Source organism: Xanthomonas sp. WHRI 7064 (assembly GCF_040202355.2).
In the GTDB taxonomy this organism is placed as follows: domain Bacteria; phylum Pseudomonadota; class Gammaproteobacteria; order Xanthomonadales; family Xanthomonadaceae; genus Xanthomonas; species Xanthomonas arboricola.
The window spans coordinates 4,634,394-4,661,197 of the sequence record NZ_CP167821.1; the positions used below are offsets into that span (position 1 = coordinate 4,634,394).

Genomic DNA, 26,804 nt, shown 5'->3' on the forward strand with positions numbered 1-26,804 from the left:
CTGGCCGCACGTGCGTAGGAGCGCGCTCGCGCGCGACAGGGCACCGGCGGGAAAGCCTCATCGCGCGCAAGCGCGCTCCTACATCAGCTTGGCAGCTATCGCAGTTGCCCCCAATCAGGCGCCGCACCTGGCGCGCCACTCAGCCTGGTAGCCGCACCCGCACCTGGTACGTGCGTCCGGCGACAATGCCGTGCACGCGCTGGTCCGGGCAGGCGGTGCCATCCACCTCAACGTCGACGTGCGTGCGCCCCGGTTCACGCGTCAGCGTTACCTCGAACTGCGCGCCGCGGAACTGGCGCGTCACCTGGGCCTGCGGCCAGTGCGAGGGCAGCTGCGGGCGGATCGCCAATGCATCGCCTTCGCCGACCAGGCCGAACAAACCTTCCAGCACGCAGCGATATACCCAGGCCACCGTGCCGGTGTTGAACAGCTGGCTGGAACGCCCGGCCGTGCGCGGGTACTGGTGCCAGGCGCCGCGGTAGTAATTGGGCAGCGACACCGGCAGGTGGCCTCGCTGCAGCACGTCCTCGCGGGTGGGGCCGGGCAGCAGCGCGCGCAGAATCTCCCAGGCGCGGTCGGCTTCGCCGATCTGGTACAGGCTGTACAGATAGAACGCCGCCGCGTGGTTGTAGACCGCGCCGTTTTCCGCGGCGCCCGGCCACTTCTGCGTCAAGCGGCCCACGTCATCGCGCATGTGCGTGTAGGCCGGGGCCAGCATCACCGGCCCGTACGGCGTATGCAGCTGCTCGCGCACCGCCTCCAGCAAGGCCGCGCGCTGCGCGCTATCGGCGGTGCCGGCCAGCAGCGCAAAGCTCTGCGGATTGAGATAGATGCGTCCTTCCACATCCTCGGCGATGCCGAAGCGCACGCCATCGTCGGTGATGCCGCGCGCATACCAGTTGCCGTCCCACAGCTCGCGGTTGGCATCGGCGTTGATCGCCTGCACGGCCTGCGCAAACGTCTCCGCCTGCGCGCTTCGCCCATGCGCTGCGCAGATGCCCGACCACAGCCGCAATGCATACGCCGTGGCCACGGTGAGCCAGCCGGACACGCCCTTGCCGCGCCAGCCGACCATGTTCATCGGGTCGCACCAATCGCCCTGCGCGATGAAACTCAAGCCACGGGCATCACGCGCGTCCAGCAGCCACTGCATCGCTGCATCCAGTCGCTCGGCCACGCTGAGCGCCTGTCCATCGTGCGTGCGGACCACCGCATCGAGCACGCTGGCATCGCCGGTTTCGGCCAGATAGGCGCTCAGGAAGATCGGCAACCACACGCAGTGATCGGTATGCGGCACCTGGTTGATGTATTTGAGCTCGGCGCCTTCCACCAGCAGGATGCCGTCCGGCATCGCACCGCTGGGCTCCTGCTGCGAGAGTGCGTGCAACAACGCCGCACGTGCGGTGGCCGGCTGCAGGTAGGCCATGCCCATGTGGTCCTGCAGATAGTTGCGCGTCTGCGGATCGGTGGTCAGGCGATTGACGTCGCCGTGATAGAACACCTGCCGCGGCAGCCAATGGTTGACCAGGTTGTCCAGGGCCGGATCGGGCGTGGCGATCTGCGCGCAACCCCGCCCGCCCTGCAGATACTGCGCGTAGTCGCGCGCGGCGGCGGCAAAGCCAGCTTCGGACAGATAACGCGCACGCAGCGCGGCGATCTCCGCATCGTCCTTGGCCGGCCCGAACGCGAAGCGGTACACGCTTGCCGCATCGACGTCCAGCGTCAGCCGATACTGCAACGCGGCGGCCGGGTTCTCGTAGTGCGCATCGCTGTTGCCCAGCTGCTCGGCCTGGATGGCCGAGGGCGCATGCAGGCCGCCCTCGCCTTCGAAGGCCATCTGCTGCGCATCCCAGGCCACCGGCGGCTGCTCATGCAACAGGAAGGTACAGTCCTTGAAATCGCGTTGACGGAAATAGTCGTCCACCTTCTGGTACGGCGCCACGCTACGGCAGACGATGCCGCCCAGCGCCGGCTCGTAAGCGCCGCCCTGATGCATCCACGACATGTAGCCGATCGGGAAATACGGATACAGGCTGAGCCGGCGCGTACGCCCGGACTGGTTATGCACGCGGCATTCCCACAGCTCCACTGCATCGTCGGTGGGCAACGCCACGCACAGCTCCACCACGATGCCGTCGTGGCGCACCCGCCAGCGCACATCGTGCTTGCCCGCGGAAAACGCGAACTGTTCCGGCGTTACGCGTACCGGTTCGTGCGGCACCGAATACACCGCGCCGCTGTCTTCGTCCTTGAGATAGAAGAAGCGCCCGGGATGATGCGCGTAGTACGGCTGCTCGGGCATCATGAAGTTGCGCGCTTCCAGCAGCGGCGCATGCGCGTACTTGGCCGGCTCCGGCTGCATGAACTGGCCGGTGGCGTAACCACGGCAGGTCAGCTGCAGCATCATGCGGCGGTTCCACAGGAACCCGCCCGCGTTCGGCATCACGGTGGGGCTGTAGAGCGCATAACGCGTGCCGTCGGCGCTGGGCGCCAGCAACGCGGAAAGATCGTCGTTGGACGTGGCCCTGGAATCGGCGTGGGAGAGTGCAGACACGGTCAGCGGTGCTCCTGTTCGTCGCGCTTGCGCGCGGCCAGTTCGTGTTGGATGCGGCGCAACAGGCCATCATCGAGTGGATAGAAACGCATGGTCCAGGCTGCCAGCAGCGCCACCGCGCCCGGGATCACCGTCAGCAGCAGCACGATGCCGGTCAACGAGGCGGCCGACTGCGCGCTGTTGGCCACATAGCCCATGCCCGCCAGCACCCAGGCGATGCCGGCCGAAGCCAGCGCGCCACCGAGCTTTTGCGAAAAGGTCGCGGCGGCGAAGGTCATCGCGGTGGCGCGCCGGCCGGTGCGCCATTCGGTGTAGTCGGCGCTGTCGGCATACATCGAAAATGCCAGCGGCGACTTCGGCCCCAATGCCAGCCCGATCAGCATGTTCAGCGCGAAGATCGCCCACACCGCATCGGCAGGAATGAAAAACATCAGGCAACTCAACACGCCCACCACCGCCATCAGCGCGGTCATCAACTGGCGCTTGTCCCAATGCCGTGTCAGCAACGGCGTGATCGCCGCGCCCACTGCCAGCGACACCGAATAGCCACCCAGAAACAGCCCGGTCAGGTCCGGCCGCTGCACGTAGTACTTGAGGTAATACACGCCCGCACCACCGCGCATGACAATGGTGATCATGATGATCAGCGACAGTACGAACAGCACGCACCACGGCTTGTTCTGCAGCAGGTCGGCGATATCCCGGCGGATCGGCGTGCGCTGTTGCGGCGGTGGCTGCACGCGCTCGCGCGTGGTCAGCGCCACGGTCACGAACAACGCCACCGCCACCGCGCCGTACAGCATCATCGTGCGCTGCCAGCCCAGTGCATCGTTGCCGGCACCGAACCAGGCCACCAGATCCAGCGTGCAGTAATTCACCAACGTGGTGCCGGCGAACGCGGCGATGAAGCGCAGGCTGATCAAGCTGGTGCGCTGGCTGCTGTCGGCGGTGATCACGCCGGACAATGCCGAGTACGGAATGCTCACCACCGTGTAGGCCAGCATCATCACCAGGAAGCTGATCGTGGCCCACCACATGCGCCCGTTCTGATCCAGCGCAGGCGTGGTGTAGGCGAGCACGCCGGTCACCGCCATCGGCACGGCGCCCCACAACAGATACGGGCGGAATTTGCCCCAACGGCTGCGCGTGCGATCGGCCAGTGCACCCATCGCCGGATCGGCGATCGCATCGGCGATCTTGGTCAACAGGATCATCGTGCCCACCGCCGCTGCCGGCAGATGCATGGTGTCGGTGTAGAAGATCAACAGGAATGCGGAGATGTTGGCCCAGTACAGATTCAGGCCCAGATCGCCGGCACCGTAGCCCAGTTTTTCGCGCCAGCGCAGGCGCGCCGATGCAGGAGACGTTGCAGGCGATGACGGCATCGGCAGACCTTGGAGTGCGTTGAACCCGGCCGAGCGCGCCGTTACGCTGGGCGGCCCGCTCACCTGGCGAGGAGCGCCGACGCTACACCACGCATCGACTGCCGCCAACGTGAAATCCGGCAAAATGCCGAATCGATCCGGAGATATAACCTGACGTGATGGACACCGCCGCCCCCGCTACACCCGCGTCCGCTTCGCCCCTGGCCATCGTGGTGATGGGCGTTTCCGGCAGCGGCAAGACCACCATCGCGCAGGCCCTGGCAGCGCATTACGGCTACCGTTTTCTGGATGCCGACGACTACCACAGCGTGGCCGCACGCGCGCAGATGGCCGCCGGCCAGCCACTCACCGATGCGATGCGTCTGCCGTGGGTGGAGTTGCTGGCGGCCACCTTGCGCGACTGCGTACAGGCCGGCGAGTCGGTGGTACTCGCATTCTCGGGCTTGCGCGGCACGCACCGTCAATTGCTGCGCCGCAGCGGCATTCCGATCCGCTTCGTGTTCCTGCACGCGGCCCCGCACGTGATCGCCGCACGCCTGAGCGCACGCGCCGGCCACTTTATGCCGGCCAGCCTGCTGGACAGCCAATTGCAGACACTGGAATTGCCGCTGGACGAAGCCGATGTGGTGTCGGTGGATGTGGACGCCACGGTGGCGGAGGTGGTGCAGGATGCGATCGCGCAGTTGGCGCTGATCGCTCCCGCTGCAGTGCACACCGCCGTGCCCTCGCCTCAGAGCGCATAACGCGCCGGATAGCGCAGCTACATGGCTGTTTCCTTCTCCCAGCGGGAGAAGGTGCCCCGAAGGGGCGAATGAGGGGACGCGCGAAGCCTCGTGCATTTTGACGACGCAGAAGCTTCGCCCCTTACCCTCACCCCACGCCCCGCTCCGCGCCCCGGCCCGCGTTTGCGACGCGAGTGCTCCAAGGCTTGCGCGCCAGTGGCGCGCAAGCCGTGCCTTCTCGCCCCGCAGAAATAAGGCTGTTCAACACAGTGGCCAGCCTCACAAGGTGGCGCAACATTTCCTGGTTACTTTTTGTAGACCATTGATTTGCGTGCAAATACGGATGCATCGCAACCAATCATTTTTTCTATCGCAGCGGCCGCCGATCGTGATGAATCATCAGCATTTGTGCGAATAGCGAACACGTTGAACGCAATTTTTTCGAGCTGGTGGCACCAGATGCGAGCGGACCCGACCGTTGAATGAATGCGGGAAGGTGCGTGTGTTGCACGCTCGCCACAATCGGCCATCTTCACCCGGCAGATCCGGGGGGATCCAGCGCTTCCTTCCATCTATGGACATGCCGTGATGACAAATTCAATTCGCCGCTTGCGATTTCGCAGTTTGACGCTCATTCCCTGCCTGCTTGCCAGCGCAGTGGCTTTCGCCCAGGCCGGCTCCGCAACCGCACAACAGTCGGTGTCGTCGCTGGATACCCAGGCTTTTGCACGCTCCGGCCAGATCTGGCGCAGCTTCGGCAATCAACTGCCGTTCGCCAGCCCCACCAGCTGGACCACAGCCGGCGGCGGCTACTTGAACCAGCGCTTCGCGCCGGGCGAGTGGAAGATCAACCGCACCACCGTCAAAGGCCTCAAGCCGGCCTGGACCCTGACCACCACCGGCGACATCTCGGCCACGCCGAGCGTGGAAGGTGGAACGTTGTATGTGCCCGACTGGGGCGGCACGCTGTATAGCGTCGACACCCAGACCGGCAAACCGAACTGGCAGGCCAAGTTGTCCGACTACACCGGCAATGCCAACTCGGTGACGCGCAACACGCCGGCCATCAGCGCCAACAGCATCATCGTCGGCGACCAGGCCGCCGGCACCGTGCTGGCGATCGACAAGAAGACCGGCAAGCTGCTGTGGAAGACCACCGCCGAAGCCAACCCGCAGGCGCGCATCACCTCCTCGCCGGTGATCTACGGCAACCGCGTTTACGTGCCCGTGTCCTCCGGCGACTGGGGCAACCTGGACCCGACCCACACCTTCAGCTTCCGCGGCAGCGTGGTGGCGCTGGATCTGAACACCGGCAAGAAGGTGTGGCAGTTCTACAACGTGCCCGAGGGCTATACCGGCGCATCGGTGTGGGGCCAGGTGGCGATCGACCCGATCAGCCGCCGCCTGTATTTCGGCACCGGCAACAACTACAACATTCCCGCCAGCGTAGGTAACTGCGTGTCCAACGCACGCTCCTACCGCGGCAGCGAACTCACCGTGCAGGACGAACTGGCGTGCATGGCGCCGGACAACTACGTCGACTCGGTGATCTCGCTGAATCTGGACACCGGCAAGCTGGTCTGGGCCGACCGTGCACAAGGCTACGACGCCTGGAACCTGTCGTGCATCGTGGCACCTACCAATGGCCTGTGCCCGAACACCCAGGCAACCAACCTGACCGGGCCTGATTACGACTTCGGCGGTGCCGGCGTGCAGCTGTTCACCGTGTGGCGCGATGGCAAGGCCCAGCAGCTGGTCGGCGCAGGGCAGAAGAGCGGCATCTACTGGGCCTTCGACGCCAAGACCGGTGCCAAGGTCTGGTCGACCCAGGTCGGCCCCGGCGGCACCACTGGCGGCGTCGAGTGGGGCACTGCGTTCGATCCGTACAAGTCGCAGGTCTATGTGGCCATCAACAACAGCACCAACGCCACCTATACGCTGGGGCCTGCGAATACCCAGAGCCACAACGGCGGCTCGTGGGCAGCGCTGGATGCCGCCACCGGCAGGATCAAGTGGCAGGTCAAGGTGCCCGGCATCAACCGCGTGAATCCGAATGTGCCGGCCGGCGGCCAGGGCTCGCTGACGGTGTCGCCGAACCTGCTCTACGCCGGTTCGATGGCCGGCAATATGGTCGCCCTCGACGCCGACACCGGCGCCACGCTGTGGAACCACGACGCCACCGGCTCGGTGATCAGCTCGCCGGCGATCGTGGACGGTGCGCTGTACTGGGGCGCAGGCTACGGCCGCTTCAACTTCGGCACTGCCGCAACGGCCAACCAGCTGACCAAGTTCGTGCCGGAGGCCAGCCCGGCCAAGTAAGCGTCAACCCATGTGATCTGCGGCGAACGACGCACAATCACGGCAGAACGACGGCGCCACCTTCGGGTGGCGTCGTTGTGTGTCACGCCGCTACAGCCGCGTGACCTGGCACAAGCGGATCTGCCCCGCCTCCAGCCCATGCGCCTCCGCCGCACGGCGGCGCAACGCAGTGACCAGCCCGGCGGCATCCAGCACGCCATCGGCAGGTACGTCCACGCTATGGGCCAGTTGCCCCCACAGCACCGGCCGACCGTCGCAATAGCCCTCGTAGTCGGCGAAGTAATGCAGCTGGCGCAGCTCAGGTACCGACGTGGACATCGCCCTGGATCTCCGTGCAGCCCAGATGTTCCAACGCAATTTCCAGCCCCAGCAGATAGCTCTGCGCGCAGTAACCGCGCACCGTCGCAATGCGTTGCACGAACCCCTCCGGCAGGCAACGCTCCGGACGGTCCACGCTATCGTCGTGAGCCTCCACGAACGGGTACGGCAACGCGCTGAGCACACGGTGCAGGCGCGCACTGTCCACGCAGCTACCCGGATCGATCAACGCGATTTCCATCCGCGCCTGACCGGCCACACGCAAGGCATCCAGCAACTCCTGCTCGGATCCGCAAGCACGCAACGCCACCGTCTTGCCCGCATCCCCCGCGCATGCCACCAATTGCCGGATGACGGCACGCGGCAACGGCTGCGGACCACGCACCAGCGGCATCGCCGCCTCCGGCCCACGCACGATCATGATCGACATGTCAGCCTCCTCAGGCAGCAGCGCGCAACGGCGCGTGCAAGGACAGCAGACAGCGCGCGGCAATGCCCAACGACATCGCATAGGCACGCGATGCATCGTGCGGCGTAATCACCACCGCAAGCGGTGCATGCTGCGGATGCAGCCACGGCTCCAGTTCCTGCGCCCCATCGGTATGTAGCTCGATATAGGGCGTGGGTAGCGCATCCAGTGCTGCACGCAAGGCTTTCGCATGCACATGCGCGGACGGGGAAAGATCGCCTGAGTCCAACAACACCAGCTCCACCTCGGCATCGCCACCAGCCGCCTGCAACGCGGCGATCAAACTATCGACATCGGTACAAACCACCGTGCGCAACGCACGCCCGGCACACTCGGGCAACATGACCGGCAAAAATTGCGCCGGATCGGCCTGGGGACCACACAAAATCAGAATACACATCGTCTAGACTCAACGCACCACCGTGCGGGAGTACTACGGTAGATCCTGGATGCGTAAAGGCGCTATTCGCGCAATGCGGATAAGGCATAAAAACATTGTATCTGCAGGCCTAATTGACGAACTCTTGGACCCAGCTTCACGGCAACATGGAGAAACCGCTCGGATGATCATCGGCGCTTCAAGGCCATCGTCCGGGCCGGCCATAAGTCATCGGATTGCAGTGGATTTCATCGTTCTAAATGCGGCCCGATGTCAAACTCGATACATGCAACAACTGCTTTACGAAAGCAAGCCGTCAGTACTGATCGCTCGGACAGTCAAAGCCACTGAGAGGATCGACGAGTCCAAGCCTATTCCCCGAAGCAGCTCGTCGAGGCTGGCTTACAGTTTTCCATGGGTATCGCGGGAAGCTCCTGCGACGATGGGTTGGCCGAGATACCATTTATATCTATTGAGCCGAAGTGATACATCGCAACTCGTGCTAGCGCACACTAGGTGAGGTCGAACCGCCAAGCTCAATCGGTTCGATTGGATCGGCATCCGTCGCCTACTAGGACCAATGGGAAATATCACTGCCCGAGGCTGATTCAAAACTGCCTTGCTCTCTAACCTGGGTCGATCAGGTTGGCGCAACTCGAATCCAAAGCCCCTGCAGGAAACTCTGCGCAGTTCAGAAGCCCATCGCGGGTCAGCGCTTATTTCGCTGCCTGATGACATCGCTCATATGTTCGCCCCAGGTCAGACACAGGGCTTGAATATCCTTATACTGAGTGATGGATTCATCACGTCCTGCCATACGCAAAGCCGCTCTCGGATGAGTTGATAGCAGTGCCACGGTGTCGTTGCTCAACTCGATCAAGAGGCATGCCTCCGCTCCTTCAGCAATTCTTTCGCTGCGCTCTGCGTCCTTCGGTGTCTGCCCAAGAACTGAAAGAGTTGCGTGGGTGGATTCATGCATGGCCACCATCAGTGCCACCCAAAGGGAGTCTTCGGTATTTGATGGAGTACATGGGACCAAATAGTCCAGATGGAACGCTTTGCCAAACCTGGCCGAGAATGCGTAACGTTGGACGGGCTTCACCGTTTCAACTAGCGTCAAGGTTGTTTCGCCCCGAGCGGGCCAGCCACCAATACGAGCAAAGACATTGTCGAGGGCCCTTGTCGTCTTTTCCTCAGCTACCTTGGACGGCCCACAGCCATCGGCTCCTCTCACATGAAGCCGGAATGATGATGATTTGGCATAGCTGTACTTGAAGACGTCACGGGACGCGGTAGACATGCCATCTCCCAATGGAAGATATGTCCCTGATATTGACCAGGTCACTCCCGGCCATCGTACAACTGTTGTATTGAAGGCGCTTTCGACCTCGTAGCCATCGCCTTCCAACTTAACGACCTTATTGAATGCCATCTTCGGAGCGCGCACCGCAAAAGTACAACCTGGCAAAAATACAGCAATGATGATTGAAAATATAATGACAGCCGGCTTATCTATCTTCATTACCAGCCTCCATTAACGGAAGTTACTGCCTGAGCGGCAACTTCCGTTGGCCTTACATACTGGCGCACGCCACCCTGGTCCTGAACCGTGACCAGCATTCAGCTGGCACCGTGATGCTACTTGATGCACGCTTTTCTCCCTGATACATAACTGCTGAAGAAATAACGTGATCAGCCCCATCTATAGGGGTGTTCCCATAATTGATCTTTGTATTCACCCCAACTGCTGATGGGTAGGAATTTAGCCACGATTGAACCGTTTCAGGATTCTGAAAAACGAGCTTTGTTCCAGATTTTACCCATGGAAATGTAGATGAAGCAAGAAGATTTCCAGCATCATCTGATAGCGTAATGGCAACATTTCCAACTGAATTCAAATTGAAATCTGTCCCGGCCGTTTCAATATAAATATCAGTAGCGCTAATAGCCGCACTTACTAGCCCCATATTTTTCAGGACAGAAGATCTTCCGCCACCTCTGATTGTAATTTCCCCCTCCGCAGGCTGTCCAACCTTCTTGCGGATAGTAGCCGACCATTCGCAACCTGTTAGCATAAGAACAGCGGCCATTACATTGGCGGCCAGAACGAATTTACGCTTTTGCATTTTAAAATCCTTTTAATGGATAGCTTAATTGATAATTACCAAGTGACTTGTAATCTTCAAACAGCTTTAGCCAAAACGCGCAAGACCATACGATCGTTAAAAATCTAACGGGGTTTTGCGGTTCGCCTGAGCGCAAGAAGCTATGCCCTTATTGCTTTATTAATTATAATAAACATATTCTTGCTGTAACAGGCTGAATTTAAAACCATTTAGCCTCGTCGTCTGTGAATGAAGCTACCAGAAGCATCCGCTAGCGCTTCGCCCAGTAGTTACGCTGAATCCTCGCAAATCCGAGCTTGGCGCAAAATTTAGTGAATTCTTCGCCTCCCTGCGCCAATCCTCAGGCATGGCGAGAAACTACTTCTCCCGCCGCCAGTTCACCGAGCCCTTGGTCTCCACCGTGCTGGATTCGGCTTCGATATCGAAGCCACGGCTGAGCAGGTATTTCAGCGTCAGGACCGAGCCGCTGCCGACCATCGAGACGCCGTAGCCGACGTAGAGTTTTGGCGAGAGGTACTTGCCGAAGCCCACGACCGAGCCGACGGTGCTGGATTCGCTCACGCCGGCTTCGTCCAAGCCGAGCTTGGCGCCGATCTGCGAGGCGATCAGGCTGCTGCCGGCCGACAGGGCGGCCGAGGCCGCGCTGACCTGCTGGGTTTCGTCGCTGCTGGCGGTGGACAGGCCGCGGCCGAGCACCAGGTACGACAGCGCTTCGGATTGCGACATCGCCGGCTCGGACCACACATCGGCACGCGGCGATTCGGCACGGCCGCTGACGTCGATGCCGGCGGTGACATCGCCGACCTTGCGCTCGGCGCGCAGGCTCACGCGTGGGTCGGAGACGATGTTGTTGTTCCAGGTCAGCTGGCCACGGCTGATGGTCAGGTCCTGGCCGTAGGCCTTGTAGCGGCCGCGCACGTCCAGCCCGCCGTTGGCAGTCATCTCGCGACCCGGGCGCGCGCGGATCTGCATCTGCCCGCTCAGCCCGCCCTTCAGGCCGAAGCCGCTCATGTTGACCTTGTCGCCAAGCACGATGGCTAGGTCCATATCCAGCGGCGAAGCGGGCGCTTCTTCCGGATCCACCGGGTCCAGCACCACCACGTCCTCGGATACCGAGGTGCCGCGATCCAGGCGTTCCAGGTCGATGTCGGCTTCGGGCACGGTGACCTTGCCACGCAGTTGCATGGTGTTGTCGGTGATGCCGAACTGCATGTCCGGGTTGGCGATGATGCGCAACTCGCTGGTGTTGTAGGCCAGCACGTTTTCGCCGCGGATATTCAGCAGCAACGGCGTGCTGGTGCCAAACCACGACAGCCCGCCATCGATGTTGAGCGTGCCCTGCCCCGACTTGGCAGAAGCAGTGATCTTGGCCGAGCCATCCGGCAATGCGTCGAAGCGGCCCTTGCCCTCGCTCAGGGTCAAACCCATCGACGGATATTCGGCAGTGAAATTGCTCAAGGTTGCATCGCCGCCCAGCAGCGGCTTGTCGCGGGTGCCGCGCAGGCTCACATGGCCTTCGACCAGGCCCTTGGGCTGCACCACATCGGCCACCACCAGCTCGAGCCAATACAGCCGCGACATATTGAGATACAGCTCGCCGTTGAGCGGCGCGTACGCATCCCAGCCGGTGTTGAACTTGGCATCGACAAACCCGGCGCCCTGGAAGCCGATACCCAGCTTGGCCTGGATCTGCTGCGGGGTGAAATCGGCCTGCACGCTGAACTGGTCGTAGCGCAGCAACTCGCCGCGATTGGGGTTGCCGGCCACCGCCGCGTAGCGGGTTTCGCCCAGGCGAATACCGCCTTCGGGCGAGGCGATGCGGAACGAGCCTTCCCAGGCATTGCCGCGCGGCTTGAAGCTGCCATCAAGCGCGAGCTCGCCACGCAGATAGATCTGCCGCCCTTCCTGCTTGGGCAGCCACGGTTGCACCAGCGACAGCGGCAGTGCATCGCCATGCACCACCATGCCGTCGCGCGGCCAGTTGGCGCTGGCGCAGAGCGCACCGCCGGTGGCCGCGCCCAGGCAGGTGTCGGAGAGGGTAAACGCGGCGCCATCGGTGCTGAACTGCGCCGGCTGGCGCAACGCCCAGGCATCGCCCTTGGCCGGTGCGATCCGCAGCGTGGCGACCTGGCCTTGCCAACGCTCGCCATTGCGACGGACATCGCCCTGCAGCGCGACGTTGGCCATGCTGTTGGCGATATCGGCATCCAGGCGCAGCGCTTCCACCGCACCGCGTGCCTGCACGCGCACGCTGTCCAGCACCACGCCGGCTTCGATCGCGGTGCCCTGCAAGGCCAGTTGTCCGTCGCTGCCGCGCCATGGCAGACGCCCGCGCAAGCTGATGCTCTGCGCGCTGTAGTCGTTCCAGCGCAAGCCATTGCCAACCAGGTCGGCAGTGATGTCGGGCGCGTCACGACGGCCGCTGACCTGCAGCTGCCCGCGCATCGTGCCGGTGGCGCCGGGCAAGACATCATCCAGCTGCAGCGGCTGCAATTGCGCGGCAATATCCAGCTGGTCGCCGACCTTGCCTTTGGCAGTGATGCGGCTATTGCCCAGCGACAGCTGCAATTGGCCCTCGCCCTGTTCACCACGCAGGGCGAACTTGCCGTTGGCCGACAGCGCGCGTTGACGCAGTTGGCCGGTCAGGCTCGGGATATCGGCCGTGGCCTCGAAGCCCGGCGACACGCCACCGGCGGGTGCCGGCAACTGGCGGCCCTTGGAGGCGACCTTGCCGGAGAGATTGCCGTTCCAGCCCGGCGCGAAGTAGCCCGGATCGAACTTGGCCAGCTGGGCAGTGACATCCCACTGCAGCTCCGGGGTCCAGCCCACCTCACCGGTGAGATCCAGCGAGCCGCCCGGGGTCTTGGCCTGCACCTGCTTGAGCTGCGCACGTTGATCGTTGCCGCGGCTGTCGAACACCAGCGCGGCCTGCTGCCCGTCGCGCTCCAGCGTGGCGCGGCCGATCGCCGCCCACGCCTTCAGGTTACCGGCCACGCCCAGGCGCGCATCGACCAACTCCACCGGCACCACCGGCGCATCGGGGGTGGCCGGGTCCGGCGTCGGGGTGAAGCGCAGGCCACTGGCGTTGACCGCAAAACGGAAACTCGGATTCTGCGTGTCGCGGAAATCGGCAGTCCCACGCAACTGCGCGCGGCCTTCGAAGGTATCGATCACCAATGGTTCGACGGTGATGACCTGGTCCAGCAGGCTGATGTGCGAGGGCTGCAAGGTGGCGCTCAGCTCGCCCTGCTTGACGCTGCCTTGCAGGTCGGCGTTGCCGCCCTTGCCGGAGGCCTGCAGGTTCAATGCGATCGGTGTGGCCGGGGCGGCGTACTGCCCATTAGTGGCCGGCGTCAGCAGCGAGGTATCCAGCGCGTCGGTGACGGCCTTGAAGGCCCAGGTCGGATCGTCGCGCCCGGTGAACACCAGGCTGGCCTGCAGCGGTGCCGGCGCGCGGCCGGCGATGGCCACTTCCATCTTGTCCAGATCGCCGCGTGCGACCAGCCCCAGGCTGGCCGGGGTGCGCCCACGTGCGGCCGGCAGCACCGCGGTGGCGGTCAGGTCGGCGCGGTAATCGTCGTTGGGCACGTAGTCGCCGTGCAGGCGGAAGTCGCCCATGTCGGTATCGACCACCAGATTGCGCGTGCGCAATTCGCCGGTGGCCACTTCCAGCCCGCCCTGCACCTTGTGCAGGACGATCATCGGCTGCTGCAGCTGGGTGATGCGCAGATTCTCCACGGCGATCTTGTCGGCCTGGATCGCCAGCGGCACGTTGATCTGCGGCAGCGATTCGGGCCAGCTCGGCAGCGTGAATGGCTCCTCGCTCTTGCCCAGATTCAGGCTGGCATTGCTGACCTGCACCGCATCCAGCTGCAGCTTGCGCCCGAGCAGCGGGCGCAGGTCCGGTTCCAGGTACACACGCTCGGCGGTGAAGTGGATGTCCTGATAACGGAAATCGACATCGCGCAGGGTCAGTGGGCCGGCCACCGGGCCCTCGACCTTGCCGTAGGTAAAGGTGGCACCGACCGGCAAGCGCGCGGTCACCTGCGCCAGCAACACGTCACGCCCGGCCACGGTCTGCAGCAGCCAGTACACCGCGATCAGCGCCAGCAACACCAGGCCCAGCACGGTCAGCCCGGAGCCCACCCAGAAGCGGCGGCGGCGGTAGAAACGCGCGCGGCGCGGTGCGGGGGGTGGCGTCGGCGTCGGCGTGCTCACAGGTTGGCCCCGATATCGATATAGAGCTGGAACTGCGAGTCGGGGTCGTTCAGGCCATGCGCGATGTCCACGCGCACCGGGCCCACCGGCGAGCGCCAGCGCAGGCCGAAGCCGATACCGGTGTGCCAGTCGGGCGTGTCGTCGAAGGCACTGCCACTATCGACGAACACCGCGCCGCCCCAGGGGCCGCCCTTGAGGTAATGCTCGTATTCGGCACTGGCAGTGACTACGTTCTTGGCACCGAGCGCGAATTCGTCCGGCTTGGGCGTGCGCGGGCCCACTTCGCGGAAGGCATAGCCGCGGATGCTGTTGGCGCCGCCGGCAAAGAAGCGCAGGCTCGGCGGCATCGCCACCAGGTCGCTGGTCCAGGTGGCGCCGCCTTCGCCGCGCAGGATCACCCGGCCGTTGTCGCCGGCCCCCAGGAACCAGCGCAGCTGGCCGTAGAGCTGGCCGAAATTGGTATCCGAGCCGGCGCCTTCTGCACCGCCGCGGATGAATGCCTGCCCGGACACGCCACTGCGCGGGAACAGGCGGTCGTCGACATTGACGTAATTGACCTGCAACTGCGGATAGATCAGCGTGGAGGTCTCGTAGACCGCATCGGTGAAATCGCTGCCGCTGCTGAACCGCCAGCGCTCGCGCAAGGCGTTGATCGAGGCGATTGCACTCCAACGCTCGTTGATCTGGCCGCTGCGGCTGCCGGTGAGTTTGACGTTGCGCAGGTCGATGTATTCGGTCTGCTCGTCGTAGAGCCGCGCCGAGGCGGTGTACCAGCCATCCAGCCAGCGGAACGCCGGCACGCGGTAGCTGGTGGTCAGGCTCTTGCGGTTCTGCGCGTAATCCAGCTGCGTGTCCATCTTGTGGCCGCGCGAATTGACGTAGCGGCGCTCCACGCCGCCACGCACACCGGCGCCGCTCTCGTTGCCGTAGCTCAAGCCGGAGGTGTAGACGGTGCGCTTGGCGCGGGTGAGCTTCACATCCACCGGTACCCGGCCCTGGTCGTCGGCTTCTTCCGGCTTGGGCTGGATGTCGATGGTGCTGAAGTAATCCAGCTTGGTCAGCGACTCGCGCAGGCGATCCAGCTTGCCTTCGTGGTAGTAGCTGCCCTCGTCCCAATACACCAGCGGCTCGAACAGGCCAGGACGGAAATAGTCGTAGTCAAAGCGCACCTTGCCCATGTCGTAGCGGCGGCCGCTATCCCAGTTCAGATCGATATCGGCGGCGTGCTCGGCGCGCGTCACCGCGACGCGGCGTTGGGTGAAGTCGGCATCGAAGTAACCGCGCTCGGCCAGCCGGCGGGTGATGCGCACCTTGCTCGCTTCGTACTGCGGATGGCTGAAGACCTGGCCTTCGCGTGGTTCGAACTGCTTGAGATCCTGGCCCAGGTAACGGTCCTGCTCGGCCCAGCCGGTGATGGAGATATGCGACTGCCGCACGCGTACCGGTTCGCCGCGCTCAACGGTGATCACCACCGTCACCTTGTCGCCGGTGCGCGGCGCGGCCAGCTCGATGGTCGGCGAGTAATAGCCGAACGGTTCCAGCGCCTCGCGCGTCTGCCGTTCGGCCTGCGCCAGCAGATATTCCAGTCGCGACTCGCCCTGCTCCTTGCCAACGGCCTCATACAGAGACAGGGAGACCTCGATGTTCTCGATCATCTCGGCGTCGGCGTCGTCGTCCAAGCCCTTGATTTCGATCTTGTCGATGGTCGCCCGGGCCACCGCTTGCAGCGGAACGAACAGGGTGCACAGCAGGGAGAGAGCAAACGCGGCTTTAAGCATCGGCAAAGGATACCCAGCCTGGGCGTGAAGGGACAAAAAAACTGAAGAAACACGCCTATACGGCATCGGATAGAACTCGGTACAGTCGGCACGTTGTTAACGTTTCGTTGACACCCATTGCGTGCGGCCCCCCGATTGCCGCGCGCCCGTTCATACCTTTGGAGAGAGAGGTGCGTTTCATGAAACGTCATTTGCTGGTCACCGCCGTGTGCACCGCCCTGACCATGCCATCGCTTGCGATGGCACAGGATTCAGGTGAAGTGACTCAACTGGACAAGGTCACGGTGACAGGGTCGTTGATTCCCCGTTCCCAGGTCGAAACCGCGACCCCGGTGTTTTCGATCACCGCCCAGGACATCCAGCGCCGCGGCTTCAAGGACGTCTACGACGTGCTGCGCTCGCAACCGATGGCCACCGGCTCGGTCCAGGACGGTCAGTTCAGTGGCGGCTTCACTGCCGGCGCCAAATCGCTGAGCCTGCTCGGCCTGGACCCCGGCTTCACCTTGGTGCTGATCGACGGCCGGCCGATGGCCGATTACCCACTGCTCTACAACGGCCAGAGCAATTTCGTCGACCTGGCCAGCGTGCCGGTGGGCATGGTCGAACGCATCGACGTGGCGCCGGGCAACCAGTCCTCGATCTACGGCTCCAGCGCCATTGCCGGCGTGGTCAACATCATCCTGAAGAAGCGCATGGACGGCGTGCAGATGAATTACCGCATGGGCACCTACGACGGGGGTGGCGGCAACAACCAGCGCTTCCAGCTCACCGGCGGCAGCGAGATCGGTGGCGCCAACATCGTGTGGGGCCTGCAGCTCAACAATCAGGATCCGATCTACGGCTACCAGCGCCGCGACTTCGATTCCACCAGCGACAATCCTGACCCGACCCTGCGTTACGGTTCACGCATTGCCTTGCATAACCTGCCCACCACCTATCTCGATCCGGGCGCCGAAAATTGCGCTGCATTGGGACCGCTGTTCAATGGCTCGGTGCAGTACGACAACCGCGCCAACCGCGGCAACTTCTGCAGCAGTCGCACCGAGCCGGGCTACGCCAGCATCCTCAACAAGGAACGCAGCGCCAGCGGCTATGCCAACCTGAGCTATGCCTTCAACGACAACGTCGAGCTGTACTCGACCCTGCTGCTCAATCGCACCAAGGTCGAGGTCAATAGTGGTCCCCGCTTCTGGCAGACCTCGTCCGATACCGGTGGTTTTTTCTACAATCAGGACAGCCAGCAGCTCGAAAGCTATCAACGCATCTTTGCGCCGGAGGAAACCGGCAATCAAAACTTCAACAACGACCGCCAGACTGCCGACTCCTACAACATCGCGCTTGGCCTGAAAGGCGGCCTGGGTGCCAGCAACTGGACCTACGATGCCTACTACGCACGCTCGGAATATCGCATCGAAAGCCGTCAGCAGTGGCCACTGGCCGACCGCATCGAAGATTTCTTCCGCGAACAGTTCCTTGGCGCTCCGCAGGGCGAGTACTACGGCTACCCGATCTATTCACCCAACGATGCCAACTTCTATCGCGCCTTGACGCCGGCGCAGTACCGCAGCTTCAACGACGAAATCCGCACCAAGTCCCGGACCTGGACCCAGAACGTCAACCTGCAGCTGACCAACACCGAGTTGTTCAACCTGCCGGCCGGTGCGGTCGGCGTCGCCGGTGTGGTGCAGGCCGGTAATCAGTACTGGACCAACCCGACCGACCAACGCGTGATCGCTGGCGACTTCTACCAGCTGACCGGCACCCAGGGCAGCGGCAAGCGCGAGAACTGGGCGGCGGCCTTCGAAATGCGGGTGCCGATCCTGAGCACCTTGACCGCCAATCTGTCGGGCCGCTACGACGACTACAAGAACCAGGGCGGCGGCGGCGATTCCAAGTTCACCTACAAGGCCGCGCTGGAATTCCGTCCGATCGATTCGCTGTTGTTCCGCGGCAATTACGCCACCGCGTTCAAGGCACCGGACATGGCGTTTTCCTTCGCTGGCGACAGCGGCTTCTTCCAGGGCGTCAACGATTACTACCGTTGCGCACTCGAAGAACCCAACGTGCCGATCGCCGACTGCACCTATGGCGGCACCAGCATCCAGGGCCGTCGGTCCGGCAATGCGGATCTGAAGTCGATCACCGCAAAGTCCTGGGGTGCCGGCGTGGTGTGGTCGCCGAGCGCAAGCTTCAGCGTCAACGCCGATTACTACAACATCAAGATCGATGACAAGGTCAGCGACCTGAGCACCGATGCCCTGCTGCAGAACGAATCGGCCTGCCGGCTCGGCGCCCTGGATATCAACTCGCCCACCTGCGTGGACGCGCTGTCGCGCATCGATCGCACGGCCGCCGATGCGCCGGTACCCAATCGCCTGAGCAACATCCGCATCAACCCGGTCAATATTTCCAACGAGGAAATCTCCGGCGTGCTGACCAAGGCGACCTACAACCTGGCTACCGACTCCTGGGGCCTGTTCGTGTTCGACGCGCAATACAACCTCACGCTCAAGCATGAAAGTCAGCAGTTCCCGCAAGACCCGGTGCGCGACCTGCTGAGCGAGCCGTTCTTCTCCTCCGAGTTCCGCAGCATCACCAATGCCTCGATCACCTGGCAGAAGGATGCGTGGACCACCACCTTGTTCGGCCAGCGTTACGGACGTACGCCCAACTTCACCGCACAGCAAAGCACCGATGGCTATGCGGTGGAAGGCGCACGCAAGGTCGGTGCCTGGACCACGCTCAATGCCACGCTGGACTATGCGGTCAACGACGACATCTCGCTGACCGCCACGGTCAACAACCTGGCCGACACCCGGCCGCCGCGCGATCGCACCTACAGCAGCTATCCGTACTACAACATCTTCAACTACACCGGTTACGGACGTTCCTACATGCTGGAGCTCAACTGGCGTTTCGGCGCGCACTGAGTCAGCCAGGGCGGTATTTGCCAACGGCAGCCATGGGGCTGCCGTTGGCGTTTTGAGACAAGCGTTTTTGGATCGAGCGCTTGGGGATCGCCGCTGCTGCGAGTGGGCGAACTTGGAGTGGCCAGACACGACGCGGCTGGCGACACGCAGGCACTTTGTTTGCTGCCACACTGCATGCGTCGCGGCGGCATCTTCGCGTCGTTTCGCTGGCCGTTGTCAGCGTGCGTCGGTCTGGATCAGGCCGGCATGCAACAAGGCCTGCCGCAGCGGCTCCAGCTGCGCGGCGTAGCGCCGCCATTCTTCAACGTTGCGCCCATGCACGCCTTCGCGTACCTGCACGCTGCTCAGCGTGGCCGATGCGGCCGCATTGCGGGTGATATCGATCTGCCCGGGCTCGATCTGCAGCCCGCAGCGCGCCATCAACTGCTGCAACACCGTGGATGGATCGCGCACCATCTGCGCATAGTCCACATCGATCACCCGGCCCGGCAATGCCGCGCGCCACTGCGCCATCAATGCGTGATACGCCTGATAGTGACGCGCCAGCGTGCGCAGGTCGTAGCTGTAGGCGTAGGAGTCGCCGAACAGCGCGCGGTAATTGGAGAAGCACACCGCCATCGGCTCGCGTACCAGATGCACGATCAATGCCCCCGGCAAGGCGCGCGCGATCGCGCCGATCGCCACTGCATTGGCCGGTAACTTGTCGATGTACCAGCGTGCCGATCCGGCCCGCCATTGCGTCTGTTCCAGGTAACGCGCGCCGATCTGCGCGTAGTCCAGCGTCGGCAAGGCCTGCAGCAGCCGCGCATCCAGCAGGCTGCGACCGGCCTGGTCGGCGCCCCAGCGTAGTTGATGGCCGAAGTCGTTCAACTCGCCAGCCGACACGATCTGGGAATGATTACCCAGCATCCGCTCCAGCACCGTGGTGCCCGAGCGCGGCAAACCGAGCACGAAGATCGGTTGCGGGCCGTGTGCGACGGGGGCTTGCTGCGCAGCGAACACGCCCTGGCCGGCCAGCGCACCCAGCTGCGCGTACAACGCCGCCTCGGCGTCGGCGTCATGACGCAGGCGTGCATGCATCACCGCGTTGCCGTGCTGTAGCGCGTCCCATGCGGCCTCGGTCTGGCCGAGGTCTTCCAGCTCCTTGTACAGCGCGAACGCCAGCCCGGCGCGATCTTCGCTGTCGGGCTTGGCGAGCTGCAACTGTTGACGCAGTTGTTCCACATGGTTGCTGCTGGCGCTCTGCCGGCGCAGGCGCGCACGCGTCAACGCCGCGCGGCCATAGCCGGGCGTGTGCGCCAGCGCATGCTCCAGCGCCTGCGCCGCTTCATCGAGGCGACCATTGAACTGCAATTGCACCGCAAGAAAGAAACGAAAATCCGGTCCATCGAATCCGCAGGCCTGCGCGCGCTGCATCATCGTTAGTGCGTCAACATGTTCGCCCAGGGATTGATGCACGTGCGCGAGCAGGGCCAAGGTCGCGCCGTCCTGGCACCGCATCACCGACGGGTGCCGCAGCAAGGCATGCAGTGCGCGATGCTCGCCGACACGCAGCAAGGCCTGCGCCACGCGGCAACGCATTGTCACGTCGTCGCCCAGATCGTTTTCGGCCAGCCGCAGCTGCACAACCGCCTCGCGCATCCTGCCGTTGGCCAGCACGGTGCCGGCCAGCAGCACGCGGGCCGCCACATGCGCCGGCTCCACCTCCAGCAGCGCCTGCAACGCAGACGCCGCCACAGCCAGGTCGCGGCGTGCCAACGCGGCCTGCGCGGTCTGCCAGTGCGCCGCGCCGGCGGACGCGGCCATCAGCTGGACAGATGCTCGATGGCGGCGACGCTGCCGAGGCGGTCGCCGAGCTTCTTCAGCAGGGCCAGGCGATTGGCGCGTAGTTGCGCGTCTTCGGCATTGACCATTACCCCGTCGAAGAACGCGTCCACCTGCGGGCGCAACCGCGCCAGGCGCGCGAGCACGGCGACGTAGTCGTGCCGGTGCAATGCATCGCCGGTATCGCCGATTGCCGCTTCCACCGCTTCGGCCAGGGCTTCTTCGGCCGGTTCGCGCAGCAGCGTGGTGTCGATGTCGCCGGGGATCTCGCCCTCGACCTTGCGCAGGATGTTGCGGATACGCTTGTTGGCTGCGGCCAGGGCTTCGGCTTCGGGCAGCGTGGCGAAGATGCCGATCGCATCGATGCGGCGGTCGAAGTCGTAGAGGGAGCCGTGGGTCGCGCCCAGGTGCGCTCCTACGAGCCCAGTAGGAGCGCCCTCGGGCGCGACCGAGAACAGTGCGGCGACCGCGTTGAAGTGCGTGGCAGGAACGCCCTTGTCTGCGTAGTAGCCGCGTAGGCGGTCGAGGATGAAGTCGAAGAGCTCAGCGCTTTTTGGCGCAAGATCAGGGATTGTGAATCGACGGGCTTGGATTTTTGAATTTTCTTCGGGGAGTTCTTCTGTCGTGATACCGCTATCGCCGAAGTGCGACTTGATGGCTTTAGTCTCGAAAGGCGAGCTATTGATCAACGCGTTGTACGCCGAACTCAAGGCTCTCGTTAACAACTCGCGCAAATCCAGATCAAACCCACTCTCAATCACCGTCCGCGCCAGCCCCAGGGCATTACGCCGCAGCGCGAACGGGTCCTTGTTGCCGGTCGGCTTCAAACCGGCCGCAAAGCCACCGGCCAAGGTATCCAGCCGTTCTGCAATCGCCAGCACCTTGCCCAGCGGCGACAGTGCGATGTCGTCGCCGGCAAAGCGCGGCTGGTAGGCCTCGTCGATCGCCAGCGAAATCTCGCTCGGCTCACCGGCGGCCTTGGCGTAATGACGCCCGGCAATGCCCTGCAGCTCCGGGAATTCGTTGACCATGCGCGATTGCAGGTCGTTCTTGCCCAGCTCCGCGGCGCGACGCGCCTGCGCCGGATCGGCGCCCACCTGCGGCGCAATCGTCTCGGCCAGCGCCGCCACACGCGCCACCTTGTCGGCCACCGTGCCCAGCTTGGCCTGGTAGGTCACGCTGGCCAGGCCCGCGCCCATCGCCTCCAGGCCCTGCTTGAGGTCTTCGTCGAAGAAGAACTTGGCATCGGCAAAGCGCGGACGGATCACCCGCTCGTAGCCCTTGGCGACTTCGGCCACGTCCTTGGAGGCGATATTGGCGATGCCGATGAACTGCTCGGTCAACTTGCCGCCGTCGTCCAGCACCGGGAAGAATTTCTGGTTGATCTCCATGGTTTCGATCAGCGCTTCCTGCGGCACCGCCAGGAAGTCGCGCTCGAAGCTGCACAGCACCGCCGACGGCCATTCGACCAGGTTGACCACCTGCTCCAGGTTGTCGTCGCTGATGCGCGCACTACCGCCGGCCTGCCTGGCGGCGGCTTCGACCTCTTCGACGATGCGCGCACGGCGTGCGTCCGCATCCACCAGCACATGCGCCGCGCGCAAGGCCTCGACGTAGTCGCCCGGTGCCGCCAGCGACACCTCGCCCTGATGCATGAAGCGGTGCCCGCGGCTGAGGCGATCGCCACGCACACCCAACAGCTCGGCCGGAACCACGCTATCGCCGAACAGCAGCACCAGCCACTGCACTGGCCGTGCGAAGGCGTATTCGTGCGCGCCCCAGCGCATCGGCTTGGGAATCGGCATCGCGGCGATCGCCTCGCGCAGGATGTCGGGCAGCAAGTCGGCGGTGCGCGCGCCCGGCGTCACCGCGCGGTGCACAAAGCGCTCGCCCTTGGCGTCGCTGGTGCGCTCCAGCGCGGTCCAGTCGATCCCGGCCTTGGCGGCGAAACCGGCCAGCGCCTTGGTCGGCTTGCCCTCGGCATCCAGCGCGATGTTGAGATACGGGCCCAGCACCTCGGAGCGCTGCTCGGGCTGCTCGGTGGCCACGCCCGGCAGCAGCACCGCCAGGCGGCGTGGTGTGGACAGCGGCTTGGCATCGCCACGGGTGACTGCGACGCCGCGTTTTTCCAGACCGTGCAGCACGCCATCGAAGAAAGCCTGCGCCAGACCCGGCAGCGCCTTGACCGGCAGCTCTTCGGTGCCCAGTTCGATCAGCAGGGGAAGTTGTTCGCTCATAAGACGTGGACCTTTACGTGTTCCCTTCTCCGGTCGGAAGAAGGTGCCCCGAAGGGCGGATGAGGGTACGGGCGAAGCTCTGTGGAGTTTGGGTGCAGGAGGGCTACACCTCGTCCCCTCACCCCAACCCTCTCCCGGGGGGAGAGGGGTCTGCTGGTCACTTCTCCCACCGGGAGAAGGTGCCCCGAAGGGGCGGATGAGGGTACCGGCGAAGCTCTGTGGAGTCTGGGTGCAGGAGGACTGCGCCTCCGTCCCCTCACCCCAACCCCTCTCCCGGGGGAGAGGGGCTTTGGTTACTTCTTTACTCCGGGAAAGCCCAGCTTCTCGCGTTGTGCGTAATACGCCTGCGCCACGCCCTGCGCCAGCGCGCGCACGCGCAGGATGTAGCGCTGGCGTTCGGTCACGCTGATCGCGCGGCGCGCATCCAGCAGGTTGAACGCATGGCTGGCCTTGGTGACCTGTTCGTAGGCCGGCAATGGCAGGCCGACCTCGACCAGGTGCCTGGCTTCGGCTTCGCAGGCGTCGAAGCGATGGAACAGCTCGGCCACGTTGGCATGCTCGAAGTTGTAGGCGCTCTGCTCCACCTCGTTCTGGTGATAGACATCGCCGTAGCTCACCGGCGTGCCGTCCGGGCCGTAGGTCCACACCAGGTCGTAGACGTTGTCGCAGCTCTGCAGGTACATGCACAGCCGTTCCAGCCCGTAGGTGATCTCGCCCAGCACCGGCTTGCACTCCAGTCCGCCGGCCTGCTGGAAGTAGGTGAACTGAGTGACTTCCATGCCGTTGAGCCAGACCTCCCAGCCCAGGCCCCAGGCGCCGAGCGTCGGCGATTCCCAGTTGTCCTCGACAAAGCGCAGGTCGTGCACCAGCGGATCGATACCCAGGGCCTTGAGCGACCCCAGGTACAGGTCCTGGATGTTGTCCGGGTTGGGCTTCATCGCCACCTGGTACTGGTAGTAGCGCTGCAGGCGGTTGGGGTTTTCGCCGTAGCGGCCATCGGTGGGGCGGCGCGAGGGCTGCACGTAGGCCGCATTCCACGGCTCCGGTCCCAGCGCGCGCAGGAAGGTGGCCGGATGGAACGTGCCTGCGCCCACTTCCAGGTCCAGCGGCTGGATCAGCACACAGCCTTGCTCGGCCCAGTACTGGTTGAGGGTCTGGATCAGGCCCTGGAAAGTGATTGGAACGCGCCGGGAATCGGACATGCAGCAAAGGCCGTGCGGAAGGGGTGCGCTAGTATACCGGCCGACCCGCAGCGCTTTGCCGCGGAGCACCGCTGCAGGGGAACATCGAACATGGAACAGCGGCGTACGGCCGATCCAGACAGCGCAGCGGCGATCCTGCCGCGCGGCCGGTTGATGTTCGATCCGGTGGCTGCCGCGTTGCTCGCCGATGGCATGGTGGTGCCGCACGAACACGAGCGCGTGCAGTTCTCCGCCGCCGGCGTACGCAATGCCAGCGAGGTGCATCCGCTGGTGCTGCTGGCCAATCTCAAGCTGCATGCCGCGCAGCCGCCGGCCGGCGAACTCGGGCTGGAACGGCTGACCGAATGGCTGGCCACCCGCACCGGCCTGCGCTATCTGCGCATCGATCCCACCCGCATCGATGTGGCCGCGGTCACCGGTGTGGTCTCGCATGCGTATGCGCGCCGCCACCGCATCCTGCCGCTGGCGCTGGATGCCGAGCGCGTGCTGATCGCCACCAGCGAGCCACTGGCGCTGGAATGGCTGGCCGACGTGCAGCATCTGAGCCGGCGTCGCATCGAGCTGGCATTGATCAACCCGCTGGACCTGCATCGCTACACGATGGAGTTCTTCGGCGTGACCCAGTCGGTGCGCGGCGCGCGCGGCGATGTGCGCAGCGCCGAACCGGGTGCCGGCCTGCCCAGTTTCGAGCAGCTGGTGGAACTGGGCCGCGCCGGCGACGTCAATGCCGACGACCACCACATCGTGCATATCGTCGACTGGCTGCTGCAGTACGCCTACGAACAGCGGGCCAGCGACATCCATCTGGAGCCGCGTCGCGAGGCCGGGCGCATGCGCTTCCGCATCGACGGGGTGCTGCACAAGGTGCTGGAAGTACCGCCATCGGTGATGACCGCAGTGGTCAGCCGCATCAAGGTGCTCGGCCGCATGGACCTGGCCGAACGCCGCCGCCCGCAGGACGGCCGCATCAAGACCCGCTCGCCGGGCGGGCGCGAGGTGGAAATGCGCCTGTCCACGATGCCCACCGCGTTCGGCGAGAAGTGCGTGATGCGCATCTTCGACCCGGATTCGGCGTTCAAGAGCATCGAGCAGCTCGGCTTCAGCCCGGAAGAGGCCGCCGGCTGGAGCGCGCTGGTCGAGCGCCCGCACGGCATCGTGCTGGTCACCGGCCCGACCGGCTCGGGCAAGACCACCACGCTGTATTCCACGCTCAAGCGCCTGGCCACGCCGGACGTGAATGTGTGCAGCGTGGAGGACCCAATCGAAATGATCGCGCCCGAGTTCAACCAGATGCAGGTGCAGCAGAACATCGACCTGGATTTTGCCAGCGGCGTGCGCACGCTGCTGCGCCAGGACCCGGACATCATCATGATCGGCGAGATCCGCGACCTGGAGACTGCCCAGATGGCGGTGCAGGCTTCGCTCACCGGGCATCTGGTGCTATCGACGCTGCACACCAACGACGCCGCCTCGGCGATCACCCGCCTGCTGGACCTGGGCGTGCCGCATTACCTGGTGGCGTCCACGCTCAACGGGGTGCTGGCGCAGCGGCTGGTGCGCACCCTGTGCGTGCACTGCAAGCGCCCGCATACGCTCAGCGACGACGAGTGGGCGGCGATCCGCGAGCCGGGCGAAGCGCTGCCGGAGGTGCTGAACGTGCACGCGCCGGTCGGCTGCCTGGAATGCCGCCGCACCGGTTACCTGGGCCGTGTCGGCCTGTACGAGTTGCTGCCGGTGAGCCCGCGTTTGCGCAGCCTGATCCGCGCCGACACCGACCTGGCCAGCTTCAGCCACGCCGCGCGTGGCGAGGGCCTGCGCACGCTGCGGCGCACCGGCCTGGAGAAGGTCGCCGCCGGGCTGACCACGGTGGAAGAGGTGTTGTCGGTGTTGCCGCCGCGGGACTAGGCGGATCGACTGGGACTTGCACGGTTATCGGCACAGGCGACCCTCGCCTCACCCCCCGCTCCGCGCCCGGCCCACGTTTGCGACGCGGGCGCTCCAAGGCACGCGCGCCAGTGGCGCGCAAGCCGTGCCCTCTCGCCCCGGCGGGAGAGGGGCTCGCTCCGTTCTCCCTTCTCCCACCAGGAGAAGGTGCCCGAAGGGCGGATGAGGGTACGTCGGCACGCACATGCCGCCATTGGCAGGGACCAGGCCTCACCATTGACCAGGTACACGGCACGGCCGAGTACAACCAGATCAGCGGCGCACGATCACCGCGGCAACCGAGTCGGCAACCGACGTGGCACAAGCCATCTCAGCCATCACTGCTCTTACATCCACACAGCGCAAGTAGCCAGCTCCCCGCCCCCCAGCCATCAGCACATAGCCATCCGGAATAACCTT

General features: G+C 64.3%; 17 protein-coding genes. 4 read left to right on the forward strand and 13 right to left on the reverse strand.

The window, feature by feature from the left end; translation table 11 throughout:
* Positions 1 to 139: 139 nt before the first annotated feature.
* Complete coding sequence (locus ABQY74_RS19750) at positions 140 to 2,554, reverse strand: GH36-type glycosyl hydrolase domain-containing protein (protein WP_372469980.1); 2,415 nt, start codon at positions 2,552 to 2,554, stop codon at positions 140 to 142.
* Between the two features lie 2 nt (positions 2,555 to 2,556).
* On the reverse strand, positions 2,557 to 3,939 hold the full coding sequence (locus ABQY74_RS19755) for an MFS transporter (RefSeq protein WP_046345094.1): 1,383 nt from the start codon (positions 3,937 to 3,939) through the stop codon (positions 2,557 to 2,559).
* A gap of 158 nt (positions 3,940 to 4,097) precedes the next feature.
* Here ABQY74_RS19755 and ABQY74_RS19760 point away from each other — a divergent pair, with 158 nt between their 5' ends.
* A complete protein-coding gene (locus ABQY74_RS19760; protein ID WP_065049481.1) occupies positions 4,098 to 4,682 on the forward strand; it encodes a gluconokinase in 585 nt (194 codons plus the stop codon).
* A gap of 284 nt (positions 4,683 to 4,966) precedes the next feature.
* Here the strand turns inward: ABQY74_RS19760 and ABQY74_RS19765 are convergent, their stop codons facing one another.
* Complete coding sequence (locus ABQY74_RS19765) at positions 4,967 to 5,197, reverse strand: hypothetical protein (RefSeq protein ID WP_155758624.1); 231 nt, start codon at positions 5,195 to 5,197, stop codon at positions 4,967 to 4,969.
* A 52-nt stretch (positions 5,198 to 5,249) separates the two neighbouring features.
* Here ABQY74_RS19765 and ABQY74_RS19770 point away from each other — a divergent pair, with 52 nt between their 5' ends.
* On the forward strand, positions 5,250 to 6,980 hold the full coding sequence (locus ABQY74_RS19770; protein WP_349794540.1) for a PQQ-binding-like beta-propeller repeat protein: 1,731 nt from the start codon (positions 5,250 to 5,252) through the stop codon (positions 6,978 to 6,980).
* A gap of 90 nt (positions 6,981 to 7,070) precedes the next feature.
* Here the strand turns inward: ABQY74_RS19770 and ABQY74_RS19775 are convergent, their stop codons facing one another.
* The 7 genes from ABQY74_RS19775 to ABQY74_RS19805 all read right to left on the reverse strand — a co-directional run bounded on the left by ABQY74_RS19775 (position 7,071) and on the right by ABQY74_RS19805 (position 16,268).
* Positions 7,071 to 7,298, reverse strand: coding sequence for a hypothetical protein (locus ABQY74_RS19775; protein WP_016903869.1), 228 nt, complete (start codon positions 7,296 to 7,298; stop codon positions 7,071 to 7,073).
* Positions 7,279 to 7,728, reverse strand: coding sequence for a type II 3-dehydroquinate dehydratase (locus ABQY74_RS19780; protein ID WP_181098537.1), 450 nt, complete (start codon positions 7,726 to 7,728; stop codon positions 7,279 to 7,281). Before ABQY74_RS19780 ends, ABQY74_RS19775 begins: the two co-directional genes overlap by 20 nt.
* 10 nt (positions 7,729 to 7,738) lie before the next feature.
* Complete coding sequence (locus ABQY74_RS19785; RefSeq protein ID WP_104555641.1) at positions 7,739 to 8,167, reverse strand: hypothetical protein; 429 nt, start codon at positions 8,165 to 8,167, stop codon at positions 7,739 to 7,741.
* A 688-nt stretch (positions 8,168 to 8,855) separates the two neighbouring features.
* Positions 8,856 to 9,668 carry a hypothetical protein gene (locus ABQY74_RS19790; RefSeq protein WP_104571196.1) on the reverse strand — a complete coding sequence of 271 codons (813 nt, stop codon included), beginning with the start codon at positions 9,666 to 9,668 and terminating at the stop codon, positions 8,856 to 8,858.
* Between the two features lie 52 nt (positions 9,669 to 9,720).
* On the reverse strand, positions 9,721 to 10,272 hold the full coding sequence (locus ABQY74_RS19795; protein ID WP_126968713.1) for a hypothetical protein: 552 nt from the start codon (positions 10,270 to 10,272) through the stop codon (positions 9,721 to 9,723).
* A gap of 357 nt (positions 10,273 to 10,629) precedes the next feature.
* A complete protein-coding gene (locus ABQY74_RS19800) occupies positions 10,630 to 14,490 on the reverse strand; it encodes a translocation/assembly module TamB domain-containing protein (protein ID WP_349794545.1) in 3,861 nt (1,286 codons plus the stop codon).
* A complete protein-coding gene (locus tag ABQY74_RS19805; protein WP_349794548.1) occupies positions 14,487 to 16,268 on the reverse strand; it encodes an autotransporter assembly complex family protein in 1,782 nt (593 codons plus the stop codon). The genes ABQY74_RS19800 and ABQY74_RS19805 overlap by 4 nt, the downstream gene beginning before the upstream one ends.
* Before the next feature lie 239 nt (positions 16,269 to 16,507).
* On the opposite strand from ABQY74_RS19805, the gene ABQY74_RS19810 reads away from it, so the two are divergent.
* Positions 16,508 to 19,198: a TonB-dependent receptor domain-containing protein gene (locus ABQY74_RS19810; protein ID WP_181142176.1), complete on the forward strand. Its 2,691-nt coding sequence runs from the start codon at positions 16,508 to 16,510 to the stop codon at positions 19,196 to 19,198.
* 216 nt (positions 19,199 to 19,414) lie between these two features.
* Here ABQY74_RS19810 and ABQY74_RS19815 read toward each other — a convergent pair whose 3' ends face one another.
* The 3 genes from ABQY74_RS19815 to glyQ form a co-directional block, all read right to left on the reverse strand.
* Positions 19,415 to 21,004, reverse strand: coding sequence for a sulfotransferase (locus tag ABQY74_RS19815; protein ID WP_349794550.1), 1,590 nt, complete (start codon positions 21,002 to 21,004; stop codon positions 19,415 to 19,417).
* Positions 21,004 to 23,259 carry a glycine--tRNA ligase subunit beta gene (glyS, locus tag ABQY74_RS19820; protein WP_349794553.1) on the reverse strand — a complete coding sequence of 752 codons (2,256 nt, stop codon included), beginning with the start codon at positions 23,257 to 23,259 and terminating at the stop codon, positions 21,004 to 21,006. The genes ABQY74_RS19815 and glyS overlap by 1 nt, the downstream gene beginning before the upstream one ends.
* A 293-nt stretch (positions 23,260 to 23,552) precedes the next feature.
* Positions 23,553 to 24,461, reverse strand: coding sequence for a glycine--tRNA ligase subunit alpha (glyQ, locus tag ABQY74_RS19825; RefSeq protein WP_039513568.1), 909 nt, complete (start codon positions 24,459 to 24,461; stop codon positions 23,553 to 23,555).
* A gap of 90 nt (positions 24,462 to 24,551) precedes the next feature.
* Between glyQ and ABQY74_RS19830 the strand changes: the two genes are divergently transcribed.
* Positions 24,552 to 26,366: a GspE/PulE family protein gene (locus ABQY74_RS19830; protein WP_016904251.1), complete on the forward strand. Its 1,815-nt coding sequence runs from the start codon at positions 24,552 to 24,554 to the stop codon at positions 26,364 to 26,366.
* Positions 26,367 to 26,804: the final 438 nt, after the last annotated feature.